Annotated in this window: 22 protein-coding genes; 10 read left to right on the top strand and 12 right to left on the bottom strand. The window is 71.0% G+C overall.

What is annotated here, in order from left to right; genetic code table 11:
- The 4 genes from OP04_RS52655 to OP04_RS44900 form a co-directional block, all read right to left on the bottom strand.
- A partial coding sequence (locus OP04_RS52655) for a zinc-binding dehydrogenase (protein WP_157241193.1) occupies positions 1–262 on the bottom strand: 262 nt, incomplete at its 3' end.
- Positions 263–305: 43 nt separating this feature from the next.
- A complete protein-coding gene (locus OP04_RS44910; RefSeq protein WP_033346173.1) occupies positions 306–842 on the bottom strand; it encodes a DinB family protein in 537 nt (178 codons plus the stop codon).
- 249 nt (positions 843–1,091) lie between these two features.
- Positions 1,092–1,475: a hypothetical protein gene (locus tag OP04_RS44905; protein ID WP_033346172.1), complete on the bottom strand. Its 384-nt coding sequence runs from the start codon at positions 1,473–1,475 to the stop codon at positions 1,092–1,094.
- Positions 1,476–1,528: 53 nt separating this feature from the next.
- Complete coding sequence (locus tag OP04_RS44900) at positions 1,529–2,128, bottom strand: M23 family metallopeptidase (RefSeq protein ID WP_033346184.1); 600 nt, start codon at positions 2,126–2,128, stop codon at positions 1,529–1,531.
- Between the two features lie 73 nt (positions 2,129–2,201).
- Here OP04_RS44900 and OP04_RS44895 point away from each other — a divergent pair, with 73 nt between their 5' ends.
- From OP04_RS44895 to OP04_RS44880, 4 genes are read left to right on the top strand one after another with little or no spacing between them, the layout of a single operon-like run.
- A complete protein-coding gene (locus OP04_RS44895; RefSeq protein ID WP_198154236.1) occupies positions 2,202–2,966 on the top strand; it encodes a ThuA domain-containing protein in 765 nt (254 codons plus the stop codon).
- Positions 2,867–4,042 carry a Gfo/Idh/MocA family protein gene (locus tag OP04_RS44890; protein WP_332309713.1) on the top strand — a complete coding sequence of 392 codons (1,176 nt, stop codon included), beginning with the start codon at positions 2,867–2,869 and terminating at the stop codon, positions 4,040–4,042. Before OP04_RS44895 ends, OP04_RS44890 begins: the two co-directional genes overlap by 100 nt.
- A 15-nt stretch (positions 4,043–4,057) precedes the next feature.
- On the top strand, positions 4,058–4,579 hold the full coding sequence (locus tag OP04_RS44885) for an RNA polymerase sigma factor (RefSeq protein WP_051800026.1): 522 nt from the start codon (positions 4,058–4,060) through the stop codon (positions 4,577–4,579).
- Complete coding sequence (locus OP04_RS44880) at positions 4,576–5,139, top strand: hypothetical protein (protein WP_033346168.1); 564 nt, start codon at positions 4,576–4,578, stop codon at positions 5,137–5,139. Before OP04_RS44885 ends, OP04_RS44880 begins: the two co-directional genes overlap by 4 nt.
- A gap of 588 nt (positions 5,140–5,727) precedes the next feature.
- Here the strand turns inward: OP04_RS44880 and OP04_RS55135 are convergent.
- From OP04_RS55135 to OP04_RS44865, 3 genes are all read right to left on the bottom strand, one after another.
- Positions 5,728–6,129, bottom strand: a complete 402-nt coding sequence (locus OP04_RS55135) for an SRPBCC family protein (RefSeq protein WP_198154234.1) — start codon at positions 6,127–6,129, stop codon at positions 5,728–5,730.
- Between the two features lie 388 nt (positions 6,130–6,517).
- Entirely contained in the window at positions 6,518–6,817 is a 300-nt protein-coding gene (locus tag OP04_RS44870; RefSeq protein ID WP_033346166.1) for an STAS domain-containing protein, read from the bottom strand.
- A complete protein-coding gene (locus tag OP04_RS44865) occupies positions 6,814–10,788 on the bottom strand; it encodes a SpoIIE family protein phosphatase (protein WP_033346165.1) in 3,975 nt (1,324 codons plus the stop codon). Before OP04_RS44865 ends, OP04_RS44870 begins: the two co-directional genes overlap by 4 nt.
- 426 nt (positions 10,789–11,214) lie before the next feature.
- Here OP04_RS44865 and OP04_RS44860 point away from each other — a divergent pair, with 426 nt between their 5' ends.
- Positions 11,215–12,042 carry a helix-turn-helix transcriptional regulator gene (locus OP04_RS44860; RefSeq protein WP_033346164.1) on the top strand — a complete coding sequence of 276 codons (828 nt, stop codon included), beginning with the start codon at positions 11,215–11,217 and terminating at the stop codon, positions 12,040–12,042.
- An 822-nt stretch (positions 12,043–12,864) separates the two neighbouring features.
- Here OP04_RS44860 and OP04_RS44855 read toward each other — a convergent pair.
- Positions 12,865–14,103 carry a M48 family metallopeptidase gene (locus tag OP04_RS44855; protein WP_033346163.1) on the bottom strand — a complete coding sequence of 413 codons (1,239 nt, stop codon included), beginning with the start codon at positions 14,101–14,103 and terminating at the stop codon, positions 12,865–12,867.
- Positions 14,104–14,138: 35 nt separating this feature from the next.
- Complete coding sequence (locus tag OP04_RS56640) at positions 14,139–14,270, bottom strand: hypothetical protein (protein WP_269746747.1); 132 nt, start codon at positions 14,268–14,270, stop codon at positions 14,139–14,141.
- 221 nt (positions 14,271–14,491) lie between these two features.
- On the opposite strand from OP04_RS56640, the gene OP04_RS44850 reads away from it, so the two are divergent.
- On the top strand, positions 14,492–15,601 hold the full coding sequence (locus OP04_RS44850; RefSeq protein WP_033346162.1) for an alcohol dehydrogenase catalytic domain-containing protein: 1,110 nt from the start codon (positions 14,492–14,494) through the stop codon (positions 15,599–15,601).
- Here OP04_RS44850 and OP04_RS44845 read toward each other — a convergent pair.
- Positions 15,527–16,786, bottom strand: a complete 1,260-nt coding sequence (locus OP04_RS44845) for an FAD-dependent monooxygenase (protein ID WP_051800025.1) — start codon at positions 16,784–16,786, stop codon at positions 15,527–15,529. The genes OP04_RS44850 and OP04_RS44845 overlap by 75 nt on opposite strands.
- 67 nt (positions 16,787–16,853) lie before the next feature.
- Here OP04_RS44845 and OP04_RS44840 point away from each other — a divergent pair, with 67 nt between their 5' ends.
- The 3 genes from OP04_RS44840 (at position 16,854) to OP04_RS44830 (ending at position 20,483) form a co-directional block, all read left to right on the top strand.
- Positions 16,854–17,420, top strand: a complete 567-nt coding sequence (locus OP04_RS44840; RefSeq protein ID WP_033346160.1) for a TetR/AcrR family transcriptional regulator C-terminal domain-containing protein — start codon at positions 16,854–16,856, stop codon at positions 17,418–17,420.
- Between the two features lie 1,861 nt (positions 17,421–19,281).
- The gene (locus OP04_RS44835) at positions 19,282–20,088 is read left to right on the top strand and encodes an oxidoreductase (protein ID WP_033346159.1); all 807 of its coding nucleotides are present in this window, start codon (positions 19,282–19,284) and stop codon (positions 20,086–20,088) included.
- The gene (locus OP04_RS44830; protein WP_033346158.1) at positions 20,085–20,483 is read left to right on the top strand and encodes an MmcQ/YjbR family DNA-binding protein; all 399 of its coding nucleotides are present in this window, start codon (positions 20,085–20,087) and stop codon (positions 20,481–20,483) included. The genes OP04_RS44835 and OP04_RS44830 overlap by 4 nt, the downstream gene beginning before the upstream one ends.
- Here the strand turns inward: OP04_RS44830 and OP04_RS44825 are convergent.
- Complete coding sequence (locus OP04_RS44825; RefSeq protein ID WP_033346183.1) at positions 20,473–20,871, bottom strand: nuclear transport factor 2 family protein; 399 nt, start codon at positions 20,869–20,871, stop codon at positions 20,473–20,475. The genes OP04_RS44830 and OP04_RS44825 overlap by 11 nt on opposite strands.
- Before the next feature lie 49 nt (positions 20,872–20,920).
- On the opposite strand from OP04_RS44825, the gene OP04_RS44820 reads away from it, so the two are divergent.
- Positions 20,921–21,571 (top strand): hypothetical protein, encoded by a 651-nt coding sequence (locus tag OP04_RS44820; protein WP_051800024.1) that lies wholly within the window; start codon positions 20,921–20,923, stop codon positions 21,569–21,571.
- 8 nt (positions 21,572–21,579) lie between these two features.
- Here OP04_RS44820 and OP04_RS56735 read toward each other — a convergent pair whose 3' ends face one another.
- Entirely contained in the window at positions 21,580–23,397 is a 1,818-nt protein-coding gene (locus OP04_RS56735; RefSeq protein WP_157241187.1) for a response regulator, read from the bottom strand.

The raw sequence follows: 23,397 nt of genomic DNA, 5'->3' as shown, positions 1-23,397 counted from the left end.
CCAACCCCGCCACCACCTGACCCCACCCCACACCCCACCCGGCTCCGCCGGGCGCTGTCGCCTGCCCACTCACCTTTCGATTTTCGGGTCGGTTCCGCGGTGGTCGGGAAAACCCGGCCGGACTTTCTCGGTGCGCGAATACGATCTTTCCGCGGGCGTGCCGTGACTCGCTCAGCGCGTGCGCTTCCGCGGCCCTCTCCAGCGGGAACGTCGCGGCGACCGGAATGCGCAGGCGGCCCTCGGCCGCGGGACGGACCGCGATCCCGAGCCCGCCAGGTCGGGCAGCAGTTCGACCGTGTGCACTCTCACTGGCCGGTCCGGCCGTCGATGCACTCGCGCAGCAGGTCCGCGTGGCCGCAGTGCCGGGCGTACTCCTCGATCATGTGAATGAGCACGTCGCGGACCGCGATCGGGGAGCCGTCGTGGCTGGGGACCTCCGCACCCAGATCCGGCTCCGTGTCCAGCCAGGCGTCCGCGGCCGCGATCTGCGCACGCCACTCGGCGAACGCGTCCTCGGCCAGTGCGGGGTCGGCGTGGTTGAAGTCGAGATCGTGGTCGTCAGGGGTCCAGTAGATCCGCGGTTCGCCGAGGTGGCCGGTCAGGACGCGGTGGAACCAGTTGTGCTCGACCCGTGCCATGTGCCGTACCAGGCCGAGCAGGCTCATGGTCGAGGGCGGGACCGAGCGTGCGGCCAGTTGCGCGGGGGTCAGGTCGCGGCATTTGAGGTCGAGGGTGAGGCGATAGTTCGTGAGGTACTCACGGATGGTCGCGCGTTCGCCGACCGGGTTCCCCATCGTGCGGGGGTCATCTTCCGGCTGTACCCACATCCCGTCGAAACTCATCCCGACACCATGGCATGGGTGGTCGGCGGGGGTGTAGCGCTTTTGCTGAGTCCTCGGTGTCGAGGACTGGGCACGTCGAGGTCTGGGCACGACGCGACCTGGGCACGAGGGGATCAACCGGGCACTGCCACGCCCGAAATTTCGTGTTATTGGTTGCGTTGGGTGGGCTGGTTGCTGAGCTTTCGGTGTCAGCGCGAGGCCATGATGGGATCGAAGGCCATTATTTCCCGAAATTTCCGATATCGGGTGTCAGTCGCCGAGGCGGTCGAGGACGGGCTTGGGCCAGGTGAGGGTGACGGTGCCGTCGGTGATGGAGACGCCGTTGCTGAGGTCGTAGGTGATGTCGGAGTACTCGTCGAAGGGGTTGTCGGCGGAGTAGTAGCGGCCGGAGTTGGTCTTGGTCATCACGTGCCACTCGTCGTAGGGGGCGAGGATCAGCCAGTCGGCGCGGGTGACGTGCTCGACGCACCAGCCGGTGGTGTCGTCGCAGACGCGGTCCTCGACGGTGCTGCCGGCGACCAGGTTCGAGGAGAACCAGCGGCCGGTCACGACGACGAGCAGCAGCAGGAACAGCACGACGCCGACGACGATGCCGCGGCGGGACCGGGCCGGCGCGATCTCTGGGCTAGACATGCCCGTTACGGTACAAATCTTCGTGCGTGCGCCGTCTCCCCGGTCCGTGCCACTCAGGGACAGTTCGCGCTCTCCAACCGGACCGCGTACTCCTCGTTGTCGTGGGTGATGCCGGAGGGCCGGCCGTTGAAGTACGACTCGACCTTGCTGCCGTCGCGGAGCTGCTCGAAGTGCAGGTGGGGGGCGCTGGAATCGCCGGTGCTGCCGACCTTGCCGAGCTGGTCGCCCTGCTTGACCTGCTGACCCTCGGTGACCATCGGCTGCTCCAGCATGTGCAGGTAGAGCGTGGACCACTTGCCACCGTGGTCGATTCTCACCCAGTAACCGCCGCCGCGGCCCATCGGACCGGTCGGATTGTCCGGGTTGCGGTCGCCGAGGCGGCCGTTGGTGCCGGCCCGGGTCACGGTGCCGTCCGCGGCCGCCAGGATCGGGCGGCCGTAGGTCTCGCCGGACGTCGGGTAGAAGTCGACGTCGAAGTCGTCGTGCCCGGGGTAGGTGCTCAGCCGCCACGTCTCGCCGCACGCCACCGGCAGCTGGAACGCGGGTCGCGGGCCCGGCGGGCGCATCCGCCGCTCGGCGAACATCGCCATGGCACCGGCCAGGGCCAGCACCACCACGACGGACAGGAGAACGCGGACACGAGTGGCTATCACCGTCCGATCGTGCCAGGCGAACACCACCATCGACGAACATGGCAGGGTGGAACAAACGATCGAGGGAGTGTCCGTGAGTCGACCGATCCGTGTCACCGTCTGGGGCGAGAACGTCCATGAGCAGCGCGAACCTGCCGTCGCAGCCCGCTATCCGGACGGGATGCACGGCGCGATCGCACAGGGTGTGGCGGAGAACCTGGGCGATCGGGTGATCGTGCGCACGGCCACGCTGGAGCAGCCGGAGCACGGCCTGACCGAGGAGGTGCTTCGCGAGACGGACGTGCTGACCTGGTGGGGGCATGCCGCGCACGCGGACGTGTCGGACGAGGTCGTCGAGCGCGTCCACCGGCACGTGCTGGCCGGCATGGGCCTGATCGTGCTGCACTCCGGCCACTGGTCGAAGATCTTCATGAAGCTCATGGGTACGACGTGCACGCTGCGCTGGCGTTCGGCGCACGATCGCGAGCTGGTCTGGACCGTGAACCCGACCCACCCGATCGCGCAGGGCGTGCCGCACCCGTTGATCATCGACGAGGACGAGATGTACGGCGAGTTCTTCGACATCCCGGCGCCGGACGAGCTGGTCTTCATCTCGTCGTTCTCCGGCGGTGAGGTGTTCCGGTCCGGCCTGACGTTCACGCGCGGCCACGGCAAGATCTTCTACTTCCGGCCCGGCGACCAGGATTACCCCACATATCACCATAAAGACGTAAAGAAGGTGATCGCGAACGCGGTGGAGTGGGCGGTCACGCTGCGCCCGGAGCGGGCCACTCCCACGCTGCTGCGCTACGAGACCAACGACTTCTTCAACGGCCACGGGTACGGTGGCGCGCTGTGACGCTGCGAGTCGTAATAATCGGCGCGGGCGGGATGGGCCGCGCGTGGATCCGTACCGTCGAGGACGATCCTGACGTTGATCTCGTGGGTGTCGCGGACCTCGACGAAAGAGCCGCCGCCGAGGCGGTCGAGGGCCGCGTCCCTACCGGCGTCGACGGAGTAAGGCTTGCCAAGGAGACCGGCGCCGACGCGATCATCAACGTGACCGTCCCCGCCGCACACCACCCGGTCACCACCGAGGCGCTCTTCGCCGGCCTGCCCGTGCTCGGCGAGAAGCCGGTCGCGGAGACCGTCGCACAGGCGTTGTCCCTGGTCGCGGCCTCGCAGGTGACCGGCGAGCTGTTCGTCGTCAGCCAGTCCCGCCGCTACAACGCGCAGCTGTGGGCGCTGCGCGCGCAGGCCCGCGCGCTCGGCCGGGCCGGCCAGCTGACCACGGAGTTCTTCAAGGCGCCACGGTTCGGCGGCTTCCGGGACGCGATGGACCACCCGCTGCTGCTGGACATGGCGATCCACCCGTTCGACTCCGCGCGGTTCGTGCTCGGCGAGGAGCCGGTCTCGGTCTACTGCGAGGAGCACAACCCGTCCTGGAGCTGGTACGCCGGCGACGCCGCCGCGACCGCGATGTTCGAGATGACCGGCGGCGTCCGCTACGTCTACACCGGCAGCTGGTGCGCGCCCGGCCTGGAGACGTCCTGGAACGGCGCATGGCGGCTCTCCGCGGAGCACGGCAGCGCGGTCTGGAACGGCGACGACGCGCCGGTGTCGTCAAGTGATCAAGCTGCGACCGGAACGGACCCCGGCTTCGAGATCGCCGGCTCGCTACGCGCGTTCACCCGCGCGCTGCGCACCGGCGAGCCCCCGATGGGCGAGGTCCACGAGAACGTGATGAGCCTGGTCATGGTCGAGGCCGCGGTCCGGTCCGCGTCCACCGGCACCCGCGTGCGCATCGACGACGTGCTGGAACAGGCCTACGAGCGGGCGATATCGGACGAGCCCCGCGCCGACGTCCGTGACGCGCTGCACTCCTGGACCTCCGTGCGCGAAACGCTGAAAGGTTCCACCCGCTTCCGGACATGAACCAGGGTGGACCCTGTGAACGCGGCCCGATTCGAGGCACTGGCCCCGGACGTCATCGACGCCGTGCGCCGCTACCTGGCCCGGCGCACGGACCCGGCCACCGCGGACGACGTGCTCTCCGAGACGCTGCTGATCTGCTGGCGGCGGATCGGGGAGATCCCGGACGAGCACCTGCCGTGGGCGTACGGCGTGGCCCGCAACTGCCTGGCCAACGCGGAACGCGCGCACCGCCGCCGTCGCCGCCTGGCCGCCAGGATCGCCGCGCTCGACCCGCCGACGGCCGTGGCGGACGCGCCCGCCGTGCCGGACGACGACCTCGACGCCGCGCTGTCCCGGCTGCGCACCGAGGACGCGGAGCTGCTGCGCCTGTGGGCCTGGGAAGACCTGACGCCGGCACAGATCGCCGTGGTCCTGTCCGTCTCGGCGAACGCGGTCTCGATCCGCCTGCACCGCGCCAAGCAGAAACTCCGCGACGAACTCCGAAAGACCGGCACGCCGGCCGGACATGAGCAGCCGGGAGAAGGGAGACGCCCATGACCGACGACGACGATCTGCGCGCGCGGCTGCGGGACGCCGACCCGGCGGCGGGACTGCCACCGCTGCCTCCCGCCCGGATCGACCGGCTCATGGAGGAAACAATGGCTGCTACCACGACGAATCGCCGCCCGGTGCTGCTGGCGGCCGCTGCCGCACTGGCGCTGGTGGTGGCGGGCGCCGGCATCGCCGGCTGGGTGCTGAACCGCCCGGCCGAGACGAGCACCACCACGATCACTGCCGCGGGGGTACGCGCGAAGTGCGTCGAACCCACCGCCGCCACGCTGGCCGAGCGCGCCGACTTCGCCTTCGCCGGCACGGTCACGGCCGTGACCGGCGACGTGGTGACGCTGCACGTGACCCGGGTCTACCGCGGCGAGCCCGTTACCGAGGTCGAGGTCGCCCAGACCGGCGGCGCCTCCGAGACGCTGCTCGGCTCCGGCGCTTTCGAGACCGGCCGCGACTACCTGGTCTCCTCCGCCGCCGGCGCCATGCTCATCTGCGGCTACAGCGGCGAGTCCACCACGCCCGGCCTCCCGGAGATGTTCGACGCCGCGTTCTGACCGGCGGCTCCTCCGGTGGCGATCGGACGGCCGGGCAGCGTGGCCCACTGGGACCAGGACCCGCAGCGTGTCGCCGCGCCGGATCAGATCGCCGAAGATCTCGGCCCGGCCGCGTCGACGGTTGATCGCGGCCAGATCCGGCACCAAGTCCGAGGTGAGCGGTTTGTCCAGCGGATGCCCGGCCAGATCCACACCGTCGCCGAGCATGTTCGCGACCAGCGCGCCCGCACGCTCGACCTCTTCGCCCCGCCGGAAACCGCGACCTTCCCCCACGGTCAGCGCCGCACCGCCACGTCCCTCACCGCCACTCTCGCCACCCGCGCAGGCCTCCTGGTCATGCCGTCCCGCACCCGCGCCGACACCCTCACCCGCATCCGCACCTTCCTCTCCAGCCACCCGGCATCCGCCACCGGCACCTTCACCCCTCCCCATGCTCACCTGCACCCTCCGCCTCCCCCGGCGATGAACGCCTTCCCTCGGAGTACCTCATGCACAACACATCGGCCCGACCGGACCAGGAGGCTACGGAGACCGCAGCTGGGAGAGCGAAACCGAGCACAGCCCGCCGCTCGACATCTGACATCTCGATCAGCGTCCGGCGGCAGCCTTCCGCGCGAGCGCGTCCACGTTCTTCTGCATCTCTTTCTGCAGGTACCAGCGCCAGAAGCCATCAAGGAACGGGGGCCGGCTGCGGAACGTACAGTGCCAGCGGATGTCGGTGCCGCCGTCCACGGACCGCGTCAGGTCGATCGTGGAGCGGTACCCACGCCACAGCGTTTCGGAGATCTCGACATAGGTAAGACTCCGGTCAGGCACAGAATCCGTGACCTGAACGACCGTCCTCGGCCGGTCCCCCACCACCCACGTCTCCCCCTCCGCACGAATCTTGCTGATCTGCTGCCAGGACGGCCAGGAGGCAACATCCGCCAGCACCCCGAACACCACCGCGGGTGCAGCAGCCGACCGCGCACGCACGTCATACGACGACATATCCAAATACCTCCGTATTTCAGGAATGACGCCACACGATATGCCCACGAGGCTCCGCCCCGAACAGACCACATCCCAAGAACCTTGTTCCGACATCCGGAACCCAAGCACCCACACAGGTGACCGCCTGGCTGCCCCGTCTGCCATCGACCCGCACGCAAGGGTGCAGATCATCGGCAGGGCCGCCACCAATAACACGAAATTTCGGGCGCACCAGCGCCCGAACCGGCCCTGGAAGAAGTGAGCAACGGCGCGCTGCCCCCGGCCGGCGCAACCCGCGAGACCACACCTCAGCCGTCGCGAAAATCGCGTGAAACGCGACCACCCACGGGCTGCAAGCCCGCGGGAGCATGCCCAAAGCGACCACCCACAAAGTGGGAAAATGCAATCAGCCCTTGATCGTCGTAATGTCGTCGAGCCCAGCGATAGCCAGCACCGGCGCCAGCAACGGCGCCGCCACCAGTTCCAACTGCTCGACATGCCGGAACAGGACCGCCAGCCCCGCACTGTCCAGATACCCGATCCGCGTCAGATCGACGACGAACGAGCCAGCACCGGCCTCCCGGTGCGTCTCGGTCAGCGCGACCGAGAACGCCTCCGCGTTGCTCATGTCGATCTCCCCCGCGACGGCCAGCACCAGCACACCGTCCGGCCGCTCTGACGTGGCGAAGGTCAGCTCTGTGGTCATCCCGGGATCCTCGCTCGCATGCCGACGACGGTGCCGGTCGTGCCGGTGGTGATGGTGACCTCGTTCATCAACGCGCGGATCAGGATAAGCCCACGTCCGCGGTAGGGGTTTTCGGCCGGGCGCGGGGGGAGCCAATGGCCGGTGTCGGTGATGACGAGGCGCACGTCGTGGGCGGTGACCAGCGCGGACAGGCGGATCAGACCGCGGACCTGGCGGTGGCCGTGTTCGATGGCGTTGGCGCAGGCTTCGCCGGCGGCGACCAGGACGTTCTGCGCGGTGCCGGTGTCGACGCCGGAGCGGTCGAGCCAGCCGCGCAGCGTGGAGCGGATCGGGGCGAGGCGGGTGGCGTCGGCCGGGAACTCGAGGTCGAGCGGGCCGGGGTGGCGATAGAGCAGCAGGGCCACGTCGTCGTCGTAGCCGGCCGGCGGCGCCATGCTCTCCATGACGTCGGTGGCCAGCTCCTCCAGCGGCGCGGAGCGGCCGTGCTGGACGAGCGCGCTGACCCGGTCGATGCCGATGGTGAGTGCCTGGCGGCGGCGTTCGACGAGGCCGTCCGTGTAGAGCAGCAGCGTGGCGCGCGGCGGGACGCGGTAGCTGGCCTCGGGGCGTTCGCCGTTGCCGCGGACGCCGAGCGGGCGGGAGCGGCCCTGGTCGAGCAGATCGGTGGCGCCGTCGCGGTGGGTGACGATGGCGGGCGGGTGGCCGGCGCTGGCGTAGCGGAGTTCGCCGGTCTCGGTGTCGAGCACGCCGCAGAAGACGGTGGTGCACATGGCGCCGGGCAGCTGGGCCGCGAACCGGTCGAGCGCGGTGAGCGTGGCGGCCGGGTCCATGTTCTGCAGCAGGAGTGCGCGGCAGGCGCTGCGGACCTGGCCCATGACGGTGGCGGCCTCGAGGCCGTGGCCGACGCAGTCGCCGACCACGATGCCGATCCGGTTGTCCGGGAGCGTGACCGTGTCGTACCAGTCGCCGCCGACCTTGAGCGGGCGGGTGGCGGGCGCGTAGCGGACCTCGAAGCCGGTGGGCAGTTGCGCGGGGCCGAGGATGGCGCGTTGGAGCGCGAGCGCGGTCTCGCGTTGCTGGTCGATCTGGTGGATGCGGTGCAGGCCCTGGCCGAGGTGGCCGGCGAGGAGCGCGAGGAGCGTCTGGTCCTGCTGGGTGAACGGCCGCTTCTCGGCCATGTCGATCCAGAGGACCATGGTGCCGTCCGGGTGCTCGAGCGTGATGCCGGCGCCGGTCAGGTCGTCGGCGACCGGTGTGAGCAGCGGCGTGTGCCGGAGCGTGGCGAGGCGGGCGTAGCGGTCCTCGGGGAGCGTACGCGGCTCGGTGGCGACCATGGTGGGCGTGCCCGCGTCGGTGTAGACGACCGCGTAGACGCCGGTGGCCCGCCACAGATCCTTGAGCACGGGGAGCACGCCGCGCAGTGCGCCGTCGACGCTGTCCGCCTGGGAGAGCCGCACGCTGAGCGCGGCGAGCGTGCTGTCCCGCTGCACCGCGTAGTGTTCCGCGGTGACGTCGCGGAACGTGCCGACGATGACGCGGCGGCCGGTGTCCGGGTCCTGGACCTGGTTGAACGCGGCCGCGACCCAGAGCCGGTGGCCGTCGCGGTGCCGGACCGGGATCGTGTACGACCCGCGGCTGTGCTCCAGCAGCATCGCGAGCGCGGCCTCGACCAGCCGGTGGCCCTCGGGGTCGGCGTCCCGGTCCGGCCACCACGGGTGGACCGGCGGGTAGGGCAGCCCTTCCGGGCCGTACCCGAGAATGTCGGTGAACGTGGAGTTCATCTCGATGATGGCGCCGTCCTCGTCGCTGACGAAGAACGCCTCCTGCAGCGAGTCGATCAGCGCGCTCCGCCACCGGGCGTGGTGGTTGCGCAGCCGGGCCAGCTTCAGGTTGCCGCGGACCCGGGCCAGCAGCTCCGCGGACGAGAACGGCTTGACCAGGTAGTCGTCCGCGCCCGCTTCCAGGCCCTCGATCGACGCCTCCTGGCCGGCGCGCGCGGAGAGCAGCAGCACCGGCGTGCCCGCGGTGCGCGGGTCGGCACGCAGTGCCGCGACCAGTTGCAGGCCGTCCATCTGCGGCATCATCACGTCGCTGACGATCAGGTCGGGCCGGCGGCGACGGGCGGCCTCCAGCGCGGCCAGGCCGTCCGGGACGGACTGCACGAGGTGCCCGGCGGACTCCAGCAGCCGGGTCAGGTAGTCGCGCATGTCCGCGTTGTCGTCCGCGATCAGCACGGTCGGCCGGCTACCGGTGTCCGCGGTGTCGACGGTGGGGAGCCAGCGCGACACCTCCTCCACGTACGGGTCGGCGTCGGAGGTGACTGAGGCACCGGCCGGGACCAGCGCGTCGGCCGGGAGATGATCGACGCCGAACGGCAGCCGGATGTGGAACGTGGTGCCCTCGCCGAGCACGCTGTCGCCGATGATCGTGCCGCCGTGCAGCTCGACCAGTTCCCGGACCAGCGCGAGACCGATGCCGCTGCCCTCGTTGGACCGCGACCGGGCGTGCTCGATGCGGTGGAAGCGCTCGAACAGTCGCGGGATCTCGTCCGGCGGCACGCCGATGCCGGTGTCCGCGATCGTCACCACCGCGGAGCCGCCCTCGGCCCGGACCGTGACGCGCACGTGGCCGGCGAACGTGAACTTGAGCGCGTTGCTGAGCAGGTTCAGGATCACCTTCTCCCACATGCCGCGGTCGAGGTGGACCGGTTCCGGCAGTGGCGGGCAGTCGACCGCAAGCGTCAGCCCGGCGCGCTCGATCGCGGACCGGAACACGCTGGCCAGCTCCGCGGTGGCGGCGGCGAGGTCGACCGGCTCGTACCGGGCCTGCATGCGCCCGGCCTCGATCCGGGAGAAGTCGAGCAGCGTGTTGACCAGCTTGCCGAGGCGCAGCGCGTTGCGGTGGATGACCGCGAGGTCCGCGTCGCCGGCGCCGAGCCGGGCGCGCAGATCCTCCACAGGACCCATGATCAAAGTCAGCGGGGTACGGAATTCGTGGCTGATGTTCGAGAAGAACGCGGTCTTCGCCCGGTCCAGCTCGGCCAGCTCCTCGGCCCGGTGCTGCTGCGCCTGATAGCTGCGCGCGCTCGCGATGCCGGTGGTGACGTGCCCGGCGACCAGTTCCACGAACCCCCGGTAGCCGTCGTCCAGCGCCCGGAACCGGTTCAGCCCCGCGACCATGAACCCGAAGGTCTCGCCGCCCTGCTGCAGCAACGGCACGACCAGCGCCTGCGTGGGCGGCTGCTCCCACTCGCCGGTGGGCAGCTCGCCGTCCAGGTCCACGAGCACCGACTCGCCGGCCGGCGGCGCGATCTCCAGCCCGTGGTCGATGCCGGTGGCGCTCGCCAGCCGCGACACCCCGTCCTCGACCAGGTAGGTCAGCGTGAACGGCAGATCGCGCAGGTTCCGCCCGATCTGGGCGCTCGTGAAGGTCAGGACCTCGTCGACGGTACGGATGGCGCTCGGATCCGAGCCGAGGTCCCGCAGCGTGGCCATCCGCCGCGCGCCGATCACCCGTTCGGTGTCTTCCGTGACCACGCACAGCATGCCGACCACCGCGCCCGCGTCGTCCCGCAACGGGCTGTAGGAGAACGTGTGGTAGGTCTCCTCGGTGTAGCCGGACCGCTCCAGGAACAGCAGCAGGCCCTGGTCCCAGGTCGCCTCGCCGGTGCCGAGCACGCCGTCGATCCGCGGCCCGATGTCGTCCCAGATCTCCGCCCACACCTCGCCGGCCGGCCGGCCGAGCGCCCACGGATATTTGCGGCCGAGCGTGTCCCGCCGGTACGCGTCGTTGCAGAAGAACGTGAGGTCAGGACCCCAGGCCATCCACATCGGGAACCGCGAGGACAACAGGATGCTGACCGCGGTCCGGAGACTCTGCGGCCAGCCCTGTGGCGGTCCCAGCGGGGTACCGTCCCATGCCACCGCGGCGAGGTCACGGCCGACATCGCCGACGAGCACGCGCTCAGTCATCGTCTTGGGCTCTCCCGGTCCGGAATCTCCATGAGGATACGCAGCTCCGGGGCGTACGGCGCAGCGGTAGGCCGATCGGCCTACCCCCGCAGGGTCACCCTGAAGATCTCACAGATCCCCGGAGACCGCTCGACCGGGAGGCCGCGACGATTGACGCGGGCCGACGCCGGGTAGGGGCCCGGTATGCGGGAGATCAGACCACTGGGCGGCGGCGTGGGTTGTCTGGCGATGATCCTGGGGTCGATCCTGCTGTCCGTGCTGTGCACGGTCGGCGCCAACCTTTTCGCCCGATGACCGCGCGTGTCGGCGGCGGCGCGTGTCGGCGGCGGCGCGTGTCGGCGGCGGCGCGTGTCGGCGGCGGCGGCGGCCGAAGGGGGGATCGGCGAGCCGTGGCTGGGCCCGGGTGCGGGCAGGTAGAAACGAGAGATGATCGATCGGGTCGGGCTGGCGGAGTTCCTGCGGCGTCGGCGGGAGTCGCTGCAGCCGGAGGACGTGGGGCTGCCACGCGGGCTGCGCCGCCGGACCGGCGGGCTGCGCCGCGAGGAGGTGGCGCTGCTCTGCCACATGTCGACCGACTACTACGCACGGCTGGAGCGGCAGCGGGGGCCGCAGCCGTCCGGCCAGATGCTCGCCGCGATCGCGCAGGGGCTGCACCTCTCGCTCGACGAGCGTGACCATCTGTTCCGGCTCGCAGGGCATCAACCACCGGCCAGGGGTACGGTCAGCGAGCACATCAGCCCGGGGCTGCTGCGGGTCCTCGACCGGCTGACCGACACGCCGGCGGAAATCGTCACCGAGCTCGGGGAGACGCTCCGGCAGACGCCGCTCGGGGTGGCGCTGACCGGGGATACGACGTGTTACACGGGGCCGGAGCGCAGTCGTGGCTTCCGCTGGTTCACGGATCCGGCGAGCCGGGAGATCTACGCGCCGGAGGATCACGCGTTCCTGTCCCGGATGTTCGCGTCCGGACTGCGCGGGATCGTCACGCTGCGGGGGCCGGGGTCGCGGGCGGAGCAGCTCGCCGAGCTGCTGTTGCCACGCAGCGAGGAGTTTCGTCAGCTCTGGAATGAGCATGAGGTCGGGATCCGGCCGGATGAGGGTAAGCGCTTCATTCATCCGCTGGTCGGGCGGTTGGATCTGACGTGCCAGCCGCTGGTCGATCCGGGGCAGTCTCATGTGTTGATGGTGTATACGGCGGTTCCTGGGACCGACAGTTACGAGAAGCTGCAGTTGTTGTCTGCGGTCAGTGCTTGACGCTTCGGGGTTGGGCTCCGGTCCAGGAGCGGTCAGCGGGGCGGTCAGCGGGGCGGTCAGCGGGGCGGTCAGCGGGGCGGTCAGCGGGGCGGTCAGCGGGGCGGTCAGCGGGGCGCTGGCGCGCCCGAAATTTCGTGTTATTGGTTGCGTTGGGTGGGCTGGCTGCGGTTTTTGCCTCCGGCGGGCCTCCGGCGGGAGCGCTCCGGCTCCGGGGCAGGGTCCAAGACCTTGCAGCTGCGCTGCCATCCAGGCGGGTGGTCGGGTTTCGTGCGGCCTGTCTGCCCCGTCTGTCATCGACCCGGGACAAGCCGAGCAGATCATCGGCAGGGCCGCCAGCTTTGGTCTGCCGGGCGGCGGCTTCGTGGTTCTCGCGTTTGGGTGGTCGCTTCTCGCTGATGGGCTGCGGTTCTCGGGTGGTCCGGTTTTGAGGGTTACGTCGGGCGGGCTGCTGCCGGTTGCGTCGTGGTCGGGTTCAGGCTTGCGTTCCGCTGTTTGCCTGCGGTGCGTTGGTGGCGGCCCTGCCGATGATCTGCTCCCCTGCGGGCGGGTCGATGGCAGACGGGGCAGCCAGGCGGTCACCTTTGTGGGTGCTTGCGCTTGAAGGACGAAACACCTGTCCGGCGGCGGCCGATGGGGCGGCTCAAGATCCTTGCGGCTCTGGTGGCCCTTATTCGGGCCGGGAAAGGGCCACCAGAGCCGCAAGGATCTTGGGTCCCGGATGTTGGAAGGGTTCTCTCAGGATGCGGAAGGGCGTCGGCGGGTGTAAACCCGGCCGGTCGGCGAAGGGCGTCGGCGGGTGGACCCGGCCGGTTGGCTGACCGGTTACCCGCCGATCGCGATCTCCCGCCGGGCGACCGCGTACCGCTTGGCCAGCTCCGCGTCGATCGAGGCGTCGTCACTCTCCGCGAGCACCACCGCGGGCGCGTGCGGTGCTCGGGCCTCGATCAGCCGCGCGCGCAGCCCGGACGGCGGGTGACCGGCGAACATCGACACCTCCTGCCGGATTGCACGCTGGCGCACGACCGGGTCCGCGGCCCGCAGCTCGTCCACGGAGGCGCGCCACAACGGCGGTTCCAGCCCGGCGCGGGCGTCCCGGCGCACGATCATGTCCAGCGTCTCGGCGCGGCACAGCAGGTCGAGGAACGAGACCGCGGCGGTGGTGCCGGCGGCGCGGGCCGCGAGGTCGTCCGCCAGGTACTCCGCGTGCTGCCCGTCGCGCATGCTGAGCCAGACCAGCAGCACGTGCACCGCGACCGCGCCGGTGCAGAGCACCCGCAGGATCGCGCGGGTGATCAGGTCGGCGATCATCATGACCAGCGTGTCGCCGGCGGGCGGCCCGGGACGCAGCAGCAGCGCCAGTTCGCCGAACGTCCGCGTCGCCACGCCGGTCAGCGCGCCGCGCCGGGTGTCGCCGTTGACGAAGTGGCCGAGTTCGTGGCCGAGCAGCGCGACGCGTTCCTGCGGTGTGAGCACGGCCCACAGCGGCAGCCCGAGGCGCAGCACCCGGGTGCGGCGCAGCCCGATCGTGGCCGCGGACGCGTTCAGCACCGCGTCGACCTCGACCACGTCCGGCATCGGCGCGCCGGTGGCGTCCGCGACGCGGCGGAGCAGCGCGAACAGCGTCGGCGCGGTCATCTCGTCGAGGCGGTCGGCGTCGCGGTCGAGGCGGCCCAGGCGCGGCCGGACCGCGTACGCGATGAGCAGCAACAGCACGCCGAACACGGTGGCGAGGCTGAGCCAGGTCGCGATCACGATCCAGGCGCCGAGCACGACGATCCCGGCGATCACGGCCAGCAGCAGCACCGAGGCGACGAGCAACACCACGCGGGTACGGCCGCCGCCGGGCATCGGCCGGGCCGGGTCCGCGTGCAACTCGGCGTGCCGGGCCATGGTCAGGCGGTAGGCCAGCCGGTGCGCGCGCCGGTCCAGCCAGCGCCAGCCCAGCTCCGGCGGGCGCCGCTCGTCGTAGGCGTCGAGGTTCCACTCGCAGGCCGGGCACCAGGGCGGGCCGCCGCCGGGCGATACGAGCGCGATGGCGCACCGGGGACAGTTGATCTCCACAGCGGGACATCATCCCGCTCGCCGCCGAGCCGGAATCAGCAGGGGCGCAGGGAGCAGATCATCTCGCTGGTCTGGTCGCCGAGGCGCTGTTCGTTGCCGTGCATCCAGATGAGCGCGAGCACCAGAAGCGGGACGAGGATGATGAGGGCCGTCAATCGCTTGGCCATGGGACGCTCCTTCGGCGAGCACCGGGCGTGGTTCGCGCAGTCCGTTGATCGGCATCGACCGGCCGGACCTGAGGAACTTTGAGCACTTCCGACGTCCGGCATCGAATTCAGTCAAAGTCCCGACAGGCAAATCAGCCTCAACCAGGACACCCGGCGGCGATTTGCCCGGAAACTGCCACGCACTTAATCGATCATGCCAAACGGCGGTCCACAATGGCCTCATGCGCGCCGTCATCAGCGAGAAGGGCGTCCTCAGCGTCACCGACGTCCCCACCCCCGAGCCGGGCCCCGGTCAGATCCGCCTGCGCGTCACCCGCGCCGGCATCTGCGGCTCCGACCTGCACGCCCGTCACCACGCCGACGCCGCGGCGGACGCCACCGCGGAGATCGGCTACACCGGCTTCATGCGCCACGACCAGCGCGTGATCATGGGCCACGAGTTCACCGGCACGATCGACGCCTACGGCCCCGGATGCCGTCGCCGCTGGCCGCGGGGTCGCGCGGTCGTCTCGGTCCCGATGATCCAGCACGGGCTGGACGTGCACCTGACCGGACTGTCCGCGCACGCCCCGGGCGCCTACGCGGAGTACGTCCTGGTCGACGAGGCCGCCACGTTCCCGGTCCCGCGTCACGTGCCGCCGGACGTCGCCGCGCTGACCGAGCCGCTCTCCGTCGCGCGCCGTGCCGTCAACCGTGCCGCGATCACCCGCCGGGACACCGCGGTCGTCATCGGCTGCGGCCCGATCGGCCTCGCCGTCATCCTGATGCTGCGGGCCTCCGGCGTGCGCCGGATCATCGCCACCGACCTCGCTCCCGGGCGCCGTGCGCTGGCGCTCGCCTGCGGCGCCACCTCGGCCCCGGAGGATCCCTGGCCGGACCTGGGCTTCGCCACCGACGCGTCGCAGCTGTTCCGGGCCGGGCTGACCGCGCTCCGCACCCTGCGCCGCATCCCCGGTTTCCCCTGGCAGGCGGTCATGCGCGCGGCCAACCCCCGCGGCCCGGTGATCTTCGAGTGCGTGGGCCTGCCCGGCGTCATCGAGCAGATCATCACGCGTACGCCGATCCGGTCCCGCGTGGTCGTGGTCGGCGTCTGCATGCAGCCGGACACGTTCCGCCCCACCATGGCCAGCAACAAGGAGATCGACCTGCGGTTCAGCTCCGGATACGCGCCGCCGGAGTTCCACGACGCGCTGCGCCTGCTCGCCCGCCGCCGTCTCGACCCCCGCCCGCTGGTCACCGACGTGATCCCGCTCGGCTCACTCCCCGCCGCGTTCGACCTGCTCTCCACGCCCGGCCGGCACGCCAAGATCCTCGTGGACCCCACCCGGTAGCCGCCAGTCGCCGCCCCGGTCCTCCGTGGCCAGGCGCGCGGCCAGGTCCGGAAGGTGCAGGAAACAGGCCAGCGAGGTGGTGAAGCGGAACGCGTCGATCGCCCGCTGCGAGGTCGGCAGCGCCAGGCGCAGCAGCCGCGGCTTCACCTCACCCTGGATCCGGTCGACGAACGGCCGCAGCACGGCCTCGTAGCTCGCCAGCGCCGCCGGCAGGTCGTCCGGACGTTCATTGATCGCTCGGGCCAGCACATACGCACCCACAAGACCACCCGAGACCCCCATTCCGCTGTACGGGGAAGCACAGTGCGCCGCATCGCCGGCCAGCACGACGCGGCCCTCGGACCAGGCGCCGATGCGCACCTGCGCGACCTCCTGCGAGTAGAAGAACGGGCTGCTCTCCATGCCGTCGATGAACCGCGCGGTCTGCCAGCCCGCGTCCCGGAACCGGCCGGCCCAGAACTCCCGCTGCCGCTCCACGGGCTGCCGGTGGATCGCCGAGGCCTCCTCGGACGCCTCCCGCAGCACGAAGTAGACCTGGGTCTCGGCCGGGTTGTGGCTGCGGCGCATGATCTGCCGGCCGCCCGGCACCATGAACGTGTCCCGGATGTTGCCGTCCGAGGCGATCCGCGGCACGAACCAGTAGGCCATGTGAATGCCGACCCGCCAGTACGGATCGGCGCCCGCCGGCAGGATCGCGCGCCGGATCCGTGAGCCCTGCCCGTCCGCGCCGATCAGCAGGTCGAACTCCCCGCTGGACCCGTCGGAGAACCGCGCGACGACCCGCGCCCCGTCCTGCGTGAAGCCGTCCACGCTCCGGCCGAACAGGTGCTCGGCGTCGTTTGCCGCGTCGTGCAGGATGCGCACCAGGTCTCCGCGCATGATCTCGTACTCCGAGGTCAGCGTCTGCCGGCCGCGCCCGGACGTGTTGGCCATGATCGTGGCCCTGGCCCGCCCGGTGGCGTCGATGAACGCGACCCCGGCCTCGTCCACGAGCTTCCCGCGGACCGCCTCGAGCAGTCCCATCCGCGTGATCGCCTCGATGCCCTGCCCGCGGAGGTCGACCTGGGCGCCGGTGGCCCGCAGCGCCGGGAAGCGCTCGGCGACGGTCACGCGGTGACCGCCGCGCACCAGCCAGTAGGCCAGCGCCTCGCCCGTGATGCCGCCACCCGCGATGAGGATGCGCATGATTCTCACCCCAAAATCTATCGGTGATTGATTTTGGCAGCATATCTATCAGCGATAGGCTGGGCAAGTGACGAAAATTCACCGCGACGCCGTGGTCTCCGAGGCGCTCGCACTGCTCGACGAGCTCGGACTCGACGCCGTCAGCACCCGCCAGCTGGCCCGCCGCCTGGGCGTCGAGCAACCCTCGCTGTACTGGCACTTCCGCACCAAGAAAGACCTGCTCACCGCCATGGCCGAGGCGGCGATGGCCCCGCACGCGACCGCCCCGCTGCCGGTCTCGGGCGACGACTGGCGCACCTGGTTCCTCGACAACACCCGCAGCTTCCGGCGCACGCTGCTGCTGCGCCGCGACGGCGCCCGCCTCCACGCGGGCAGCACACCCACCAGCGACATCGCGCGGCTTCGCGTGAAAATGGCGTTCCTCGTCGCCGCCGGCGTCCCGGAACACGACGCGCAGATGGCGATGCTGGCCGCCGGCCGCTTCACGGTCGGTAGCGTCCTCGAAGAGCAGGCCGGCCCCGGCACCGGCGCGGATTTGCCGCCCGACGCGCCCGTCGTTGATCACGAGGCGGCTTTCGAGGCCGGCCTGGCCCTCATCCTCGAAGGCCTGATCCGGCGCATCGAGACCTCATAGCGGCCACCACACCCGACCGGTGCGTATCCGCACGATGTCCGGGCGCCGCACGCACCCGGAATTTCGGCATTCAGAGCGACGCCGGCCAGTGATCCAGGCGTCCCTCATGCTGTTAGAACAGCATGAGGGACGCCTGGATCACCGAAGCAAGCTCGTGGGCCGCGGCCAATTGCCGGTCGCTTTTACTCGGGTTTAGCGTCACGCTCCAGGCCCGCGTCGATCAACGGGCACTCCGCGCCCGAAATTTCGGGAAATAGCAGCCTGGCGGTCGCGGCATCCTCACCCTCGCACAGAAGGCTGACCGAAAATAGGCTGCGGACCGGCGCCGAAAGATTTCACACCCGCGAGGCGTCACCCGCAGGTATCAGGAGGACTCAGTGATCCCGCCTGAGAACGTCGCCGTCGCTGAACCGCAGGATCGCCCGCTCGGCGGTGAACCGCGGGATCGCCCGGCCGGCGCCAGCACCGGCGGCGGCACGGCCACCTCGGACAGCACCTCGCCGCCGCGGTGAACCACAGGATCGCCCGGCCGTCGGCCTGCAGCTGACGGAACCGAGCCCCTGAACGCGGCCGGCGCCACCTGCTTCGCCGACACGCTGCACGTCGACTTCTCCGAGGCCGGTACGCCCGCGGCCGACCTCACCCGCGAGCATGCGCGCGCCACCGACCGCAGCCCGAGCAGCAAGAGGCCGCGCCGCCGCTGCCCGGAGACCGGGCCACCCATTCGCGACAGACCACCGCACCACCGGATGTGCGTGCGGGCAGCCCGTCCAGAGTGCTCGCGAACACCCCCAGCCACCATATAGCGATATTTCCGGCACGGTTCGCCCGGTTGATCGAGGCGCGCTTCCACCTCAACACCCAATACCAGAAGATCATTTTCCCGCTTCCGGCGTGGTCCGGCCCGCATGCTCCCGCGGGCAAACCTCGGGGAGGGCAAAGACTCCGCTTGCGCTCCGCTTTGCCCGCCCCTGTCGGAGCCGGTTCGCGCGGGTCGGCCCAAGGCCGCGATTCCCGCCGCCGCTCCCGCGAGGCAGCGCGACTCACGCCCACTGAGTCCATCTGGCACCGTCGGGCGACGCCTCGCGGGTGTGAACCCTTCGGCTTCGGTTCGCGGTGGGGCCTATTTCCGGTCGGCCTTCGCCGTCAGCGTGAGACAACGGCCGCCCCGCAGGCAGCTATTTCACGAAATTTCGGGCACGGAGTGCCCGTTGATCGCGGCAACTCCCGCCCTCAACGGATCGCGGCAACTCGGCCCTCAACGCCAGGAGATCAGTACGCGTAACGTCCCACGCGGGCCGCGAACACCGCAGTCCCACGCAGGCCGCGAACACGCAGTCGCACACGGCCCGCGAACACCTCGGTCGCACACGGCCCGCGAACACCTCGGTCGCACACGGCCCGCGAACACCGCGGTCGCACACGGCCCGCGAACACCGCGGTCGCACACGGCCCGCGAACACCGCGGTCGCACGCGGGCCGCGAACACCGCGCAGGCGGGACCTCGCCTATCGCCTCTGCGCCCGATACCGCGTAAGCAGTGCGGTGATCTTCCCAGGATCCCGGCCGCCGTCGAGTTCGTCGAGCAGGCCGTCGGGGCAGAGTTCGTAGAGGTCACCCCACCAGTGGCGGCCCCTGTTGTCCCAGATCCGATAGCCGCCGGGAACACCCCGGGCGACGTAACGCCGGCGGCTCACCGGCCGCGGTCACGAAGCAGCACAGTCACGTCATCATCTGTAACGCCTCCCCGGCGCGCGCCACAACGCGATTCCGGTCCTCCGCGCGCGGACAGCCGCGCGTGGAAACCACGCCGGGCACGCGCATACCCCGCACGGCGTCGCCCGCGTTCTAGGCTTTCCTGATGAGGACTTGGCTGATCACGGGGACATCGGCGGGGCTGGGCCGGGCACTGGCGGACGAGGTGCTGGCCCGCGGCGACCGGGTGGTGCTGACCGCGCGGAACCCGAAAGCCCGCACCGCGGAGAACGCGCTGACGCTCGCGCTGGACGTCACGGACAGGGAACAGGTCAATGCCGTCGTCGCGGAGGCCGAGAAATGGTCCGGCGGCATCGACGTGCTGGTGAACAACGCCGGCTACGGCTATCGCGCCGCGATCGAGGAGGGCGACGACGATGACGTCCGCCGCCTGTTCGCGACGAACGTGTTCGGCCCGGTCGCGCTGATGAAGGCCGTCCTGCCCGGCATGCGCGCACGCCGCCGTGGCACGATCATCAACATCTCGTCGATCGGCGCCCAGCTCTGTCCGCCGGGCTCCGGCTACTACGCCGCGACCAAGGCCGCCCTGGAGGGACTGACCGGCTCGCTGCGCCACGAGGCCGCCCACCTCGGCATCCGGGTGATGGCCGTGGAGCCGGGCGCGTTCCGCACCGATTTCGCCGGCCGGTCGCTGGAGCAGGCCGCCACGCCCATCGCCGACTACGCGGAGACCGCGGGCCGCCGCCGCAAGGAGCACGACACCGTCAACGGCAACCAGCCCGGCGATCCGGCGAAGGCCGCGGTGGCGATCGCCGAGGCCGTGGACGCCCCGGAGCTGCCCGGCCTGCTGCTGCTCGGCCCGGACGCGGTCACGGCCGCGGAGGCCGCGCTGCAGACCCGGCGCGCCGAGCTGGACCGGTGGCGTTCCGTCAGCGAGGGGACGGACCTGTGAGCCACCCGATCATGTTCGACGACGCGGACCCGCTGCTCCACCGCGTCCGGGAGATCGCGCTCGCGTTCCCGGACGCGGCGGAGAAGGTGTCGCACGGCCGTCCCGCGTTCTTCACGACCAAGGTCTTCGGCTACTACGGCGGTTCGATCAAGGTGGACGGCGAGTACCGGCGGCACGACCAGTCGCTGATGGTGCTCACCGACCCCGACGAGCGATCCGCGCTGCTGGAGACGCCCGGCACCTACCTGCCGGCCTATCTGGGCCCGTCCGGCTGGATCGGCGTCGACCTCACCGCGGACACGGACTGGACCGAGATCTCCGAGCTGCTCGACGCCAGCTACCGGCTCACGGCGGGCAAGCGCCGCGTGGCCCGGCTGGACGAGATCACGCGTTGATCTGGGCCATGGCCAGCGGGTTCTGATATTCACGCCAGTGGGAGATGCGGCCGTCGCGCGTGGTGAGGACGGCGATGAACGGTGCGGTGGCCTGGCGGCCGGTGCCGGCGTGCGTGCCGGTCAGCGTGTATTCCACGATGATGGTGGCCGGGTCCGCGGTGTCGTGGATCGCGGTGACCTCGCTGCCGTCGATGTGGATGGGGAACGTGGCGCGGGCCGGGTTGGCGAACGCGAGCCAGGCGTCGCGGCCCTCGATGCGGGACGGGTGGCCGGGCGGCGCGAACGGCGTCTCCATGACCACGTCGTCGGTGAGCAGATCGCCGGTCAGCGGTCCGGGCTGCCCGAACCAGTCCTGCCGCAGGCGCGTGAAGATGTCGCGAGGGGACACCACAACCTCCTCATAAAATGAGTGATGACTCAACATAGCAGGGAGCGCCATGCCGTGGGACCCGACCGAGACGATCCGTCGCACGCTGTGGATAGGCGGTGGCCAGTGGAGCGGTAAGACGACCGTGTCCGCGCTGCTCGCGGCGCGGCACGGGCTGACCTTCTACAGCTACGACTACCACGACGCCCGTGGGCATCACGATCGAAGGACAGCCGCACGGGTACGCCGCGGAGGCCCGATCGACGCGCCACCGATCGGTGTGGACTGGGAGAATTCCACCCCGGACCAGCTGGCCGAGGCCGTGATCGCCAGCTTCCCGGAGCGCTTCGAGTGGGTGCTGGACGACCTCCGCGCCCTGATCACACCCTGCCGCATGATCGCCGACGGCTGGGGCCTGCGACCCGAGCTGGTCGCCCCCGTGACCGACGACCTACGCCAGATGGTGGTGCTGGCGCCGACGGACGCGTTCCGCGCGCTGCAGGCCACCCGCCTGGAACGGTCCCGCTCCCCCGTCCAGGCGGCCCGGGACCGCCTGGTCGCCCAGGACGCGATCCGCACCGCACGCGAGCTGGGCATCCGCGTCATCGAGGTCGACGGCTCCCGCACCGCGGAGCAGGTCGCCGACACGGTCTCCGCACACTTCAGCCCGTTCCTGGACCAGAGCCCTGGTGGGCTGCCACGCGCCCGGACCCACCGCTGATCACGGCGTCACGCCGGCCCGCTCCGGTCCGCGAACCCGGTCACGTGCGCGAAGGCCACCGCATGGGTACGGTCCCGCAGGTCGAGTTTCCGCAGGATGCTGGAGATGTGTGTCTTCACGGTCTGGTCGCCGACGTGCAGGTGCCGGGCGATCTCCGCGTTGCTGTACGCGCGGGACAGCAACTGCAGCACCTCGCGCTCGCGGGCCGTCAGCCGGTCCAGCTCCGGCGGCAGCGGCGACGGGCTCAGCGCCGCCGCCACCCGGCCCGCGTGCCGCCGCACGATGGACGGATCGATCAGCACGTCGCCTCGGGCCGCGATCCGGACCGCCGCGATCAGTTCCTCCGGCGGCATCGACTTGAGCAGGAAGCCGCGCGCGCCCGCAGTGATCGCCCGGTGCACGTTCTCGTCCGTGTCGTGCGTGGTCAGCACCACGATCCTGGTCGTGTTGCCGGGCAGCGCGAGGATCGCCTCGGTCGCGCCCAGCCCGTCCCGGCGCGGCATGCGCACGTCCAGGACCGCCACGTCCGGCCGCAGCAGGCGTACCCCCTCGATCGCCTGTTCCCCGTCGCCGGCCTCGGCCACGCAGTCGATGTCGTGCTGCGTGTCCAGGATCGCGCGGAGGCCGGAGCGGAAGACCGCGTGGTCGTCCGCGATCAGTACCGAGATGGTCATTCTTGCTGCTCCGGCAGGTCGACGTGGACGGCGGTGCTCCAGGGTGCGCCCGTCCGGGCGGGGCCCGCTGCGGACGTGACCGCCGATCGCGGACACCCGGGCGCGGATGCCGGTCAGGCCGCGTCCGGCGTCGCGAGGCGTACCCACGGCGGTGTGCGGGTTTATGGTCTCGACGTCGATGGCGGCAACGTCGTGGCGGACCGTCACCGTGATCGGCCCGGAGGCACCGCCGTGCCGCAGCGCGTTGGTCAGCATCTCCTGCACGATCCGGTAGAGCGCGGTGTCGATCTCCGGCGGCAGCGCGTGCGGCTCACCGGTGATCTCCAGCCGGACCGGGATCGCGGCCGCGCGGAAGCCGCGCAGCAGATCGTCGAGGTCGGCGAGTCCGGGCTGGTCCGGCACCTTGACGCCGTGCAGCACGTCGAGCATGTCGCGCAGGTCGCCGAGCGCGGACCGGCTGGACTCCTCCGCCGCGCGCAGCGACGCCAGCATGGCCGGGTCACCGTCGACGGTGGACAGTCGCAGCCGGGCCGCGCCCGCGTGCATGCTGACGGCGCTGACGTGGTGCGTGACGACGTCGTGCAGGTCGCGGGCGATCGCGGCCCGGTCCTCCGCGACCGCGCGCTCCACCGCGTCGCGGGCGTCGCGTTCGCGCTGCTCGGTCTGGCGGCGCAGTTCGTCCAGGTAGGCGCGGCGCGCGGTCGTGTAGCGGCCGACCAGCCAGGACACCAGCCCGATCTTGGCGGCCGCGACCGCGACCGTGATGTCGAACGGCAGTCCGCGCGCGAGATGGGCGAGCACGAGACCGCCGATCACGGCGGCGAGCGCGGCGACCGCGTGCGGGCCGCGCAGCCAGGCGCCGGCCCGGTAGGACGCGACGAGCACGCCGGCCTCGTTGAGCACCAGCGACTCCGGGCCGCCGAGCAGCGCGGCGCCGCCGGCGTTGACCGCGACCGCGAGCGCGGCGACCACGGCGGACCAGCAGGTCCGCGTCACGAGCGCGGCATCGGACGCGATGATCGCGACCAGCACCACGATCCACCGGGGGCCGCCTGCCTGCACGCCACCCTGGAGCGTGAAGGCCAGCACGTCCGCGGTCACGCACACGGCCGCGACCAGCAACGACTGGCGGGCCAGCTTGCCCAACCGCAT

The sequence above is a fragment of the Catenuloplanes japonicus genome, assembly GCF_000717135.1.
Classification (GTDB): Bacteria; Actinomycetota; Actinomycetes; order Mycobacteriales; family Micromonosporaceae; genus Catenuloplanes; species Catenuloplanes japonicus.
Note: the sequence above shows the minus strand (reverse complement) of the source record. Positions and strands in the feature narration are given on the sequence as shown.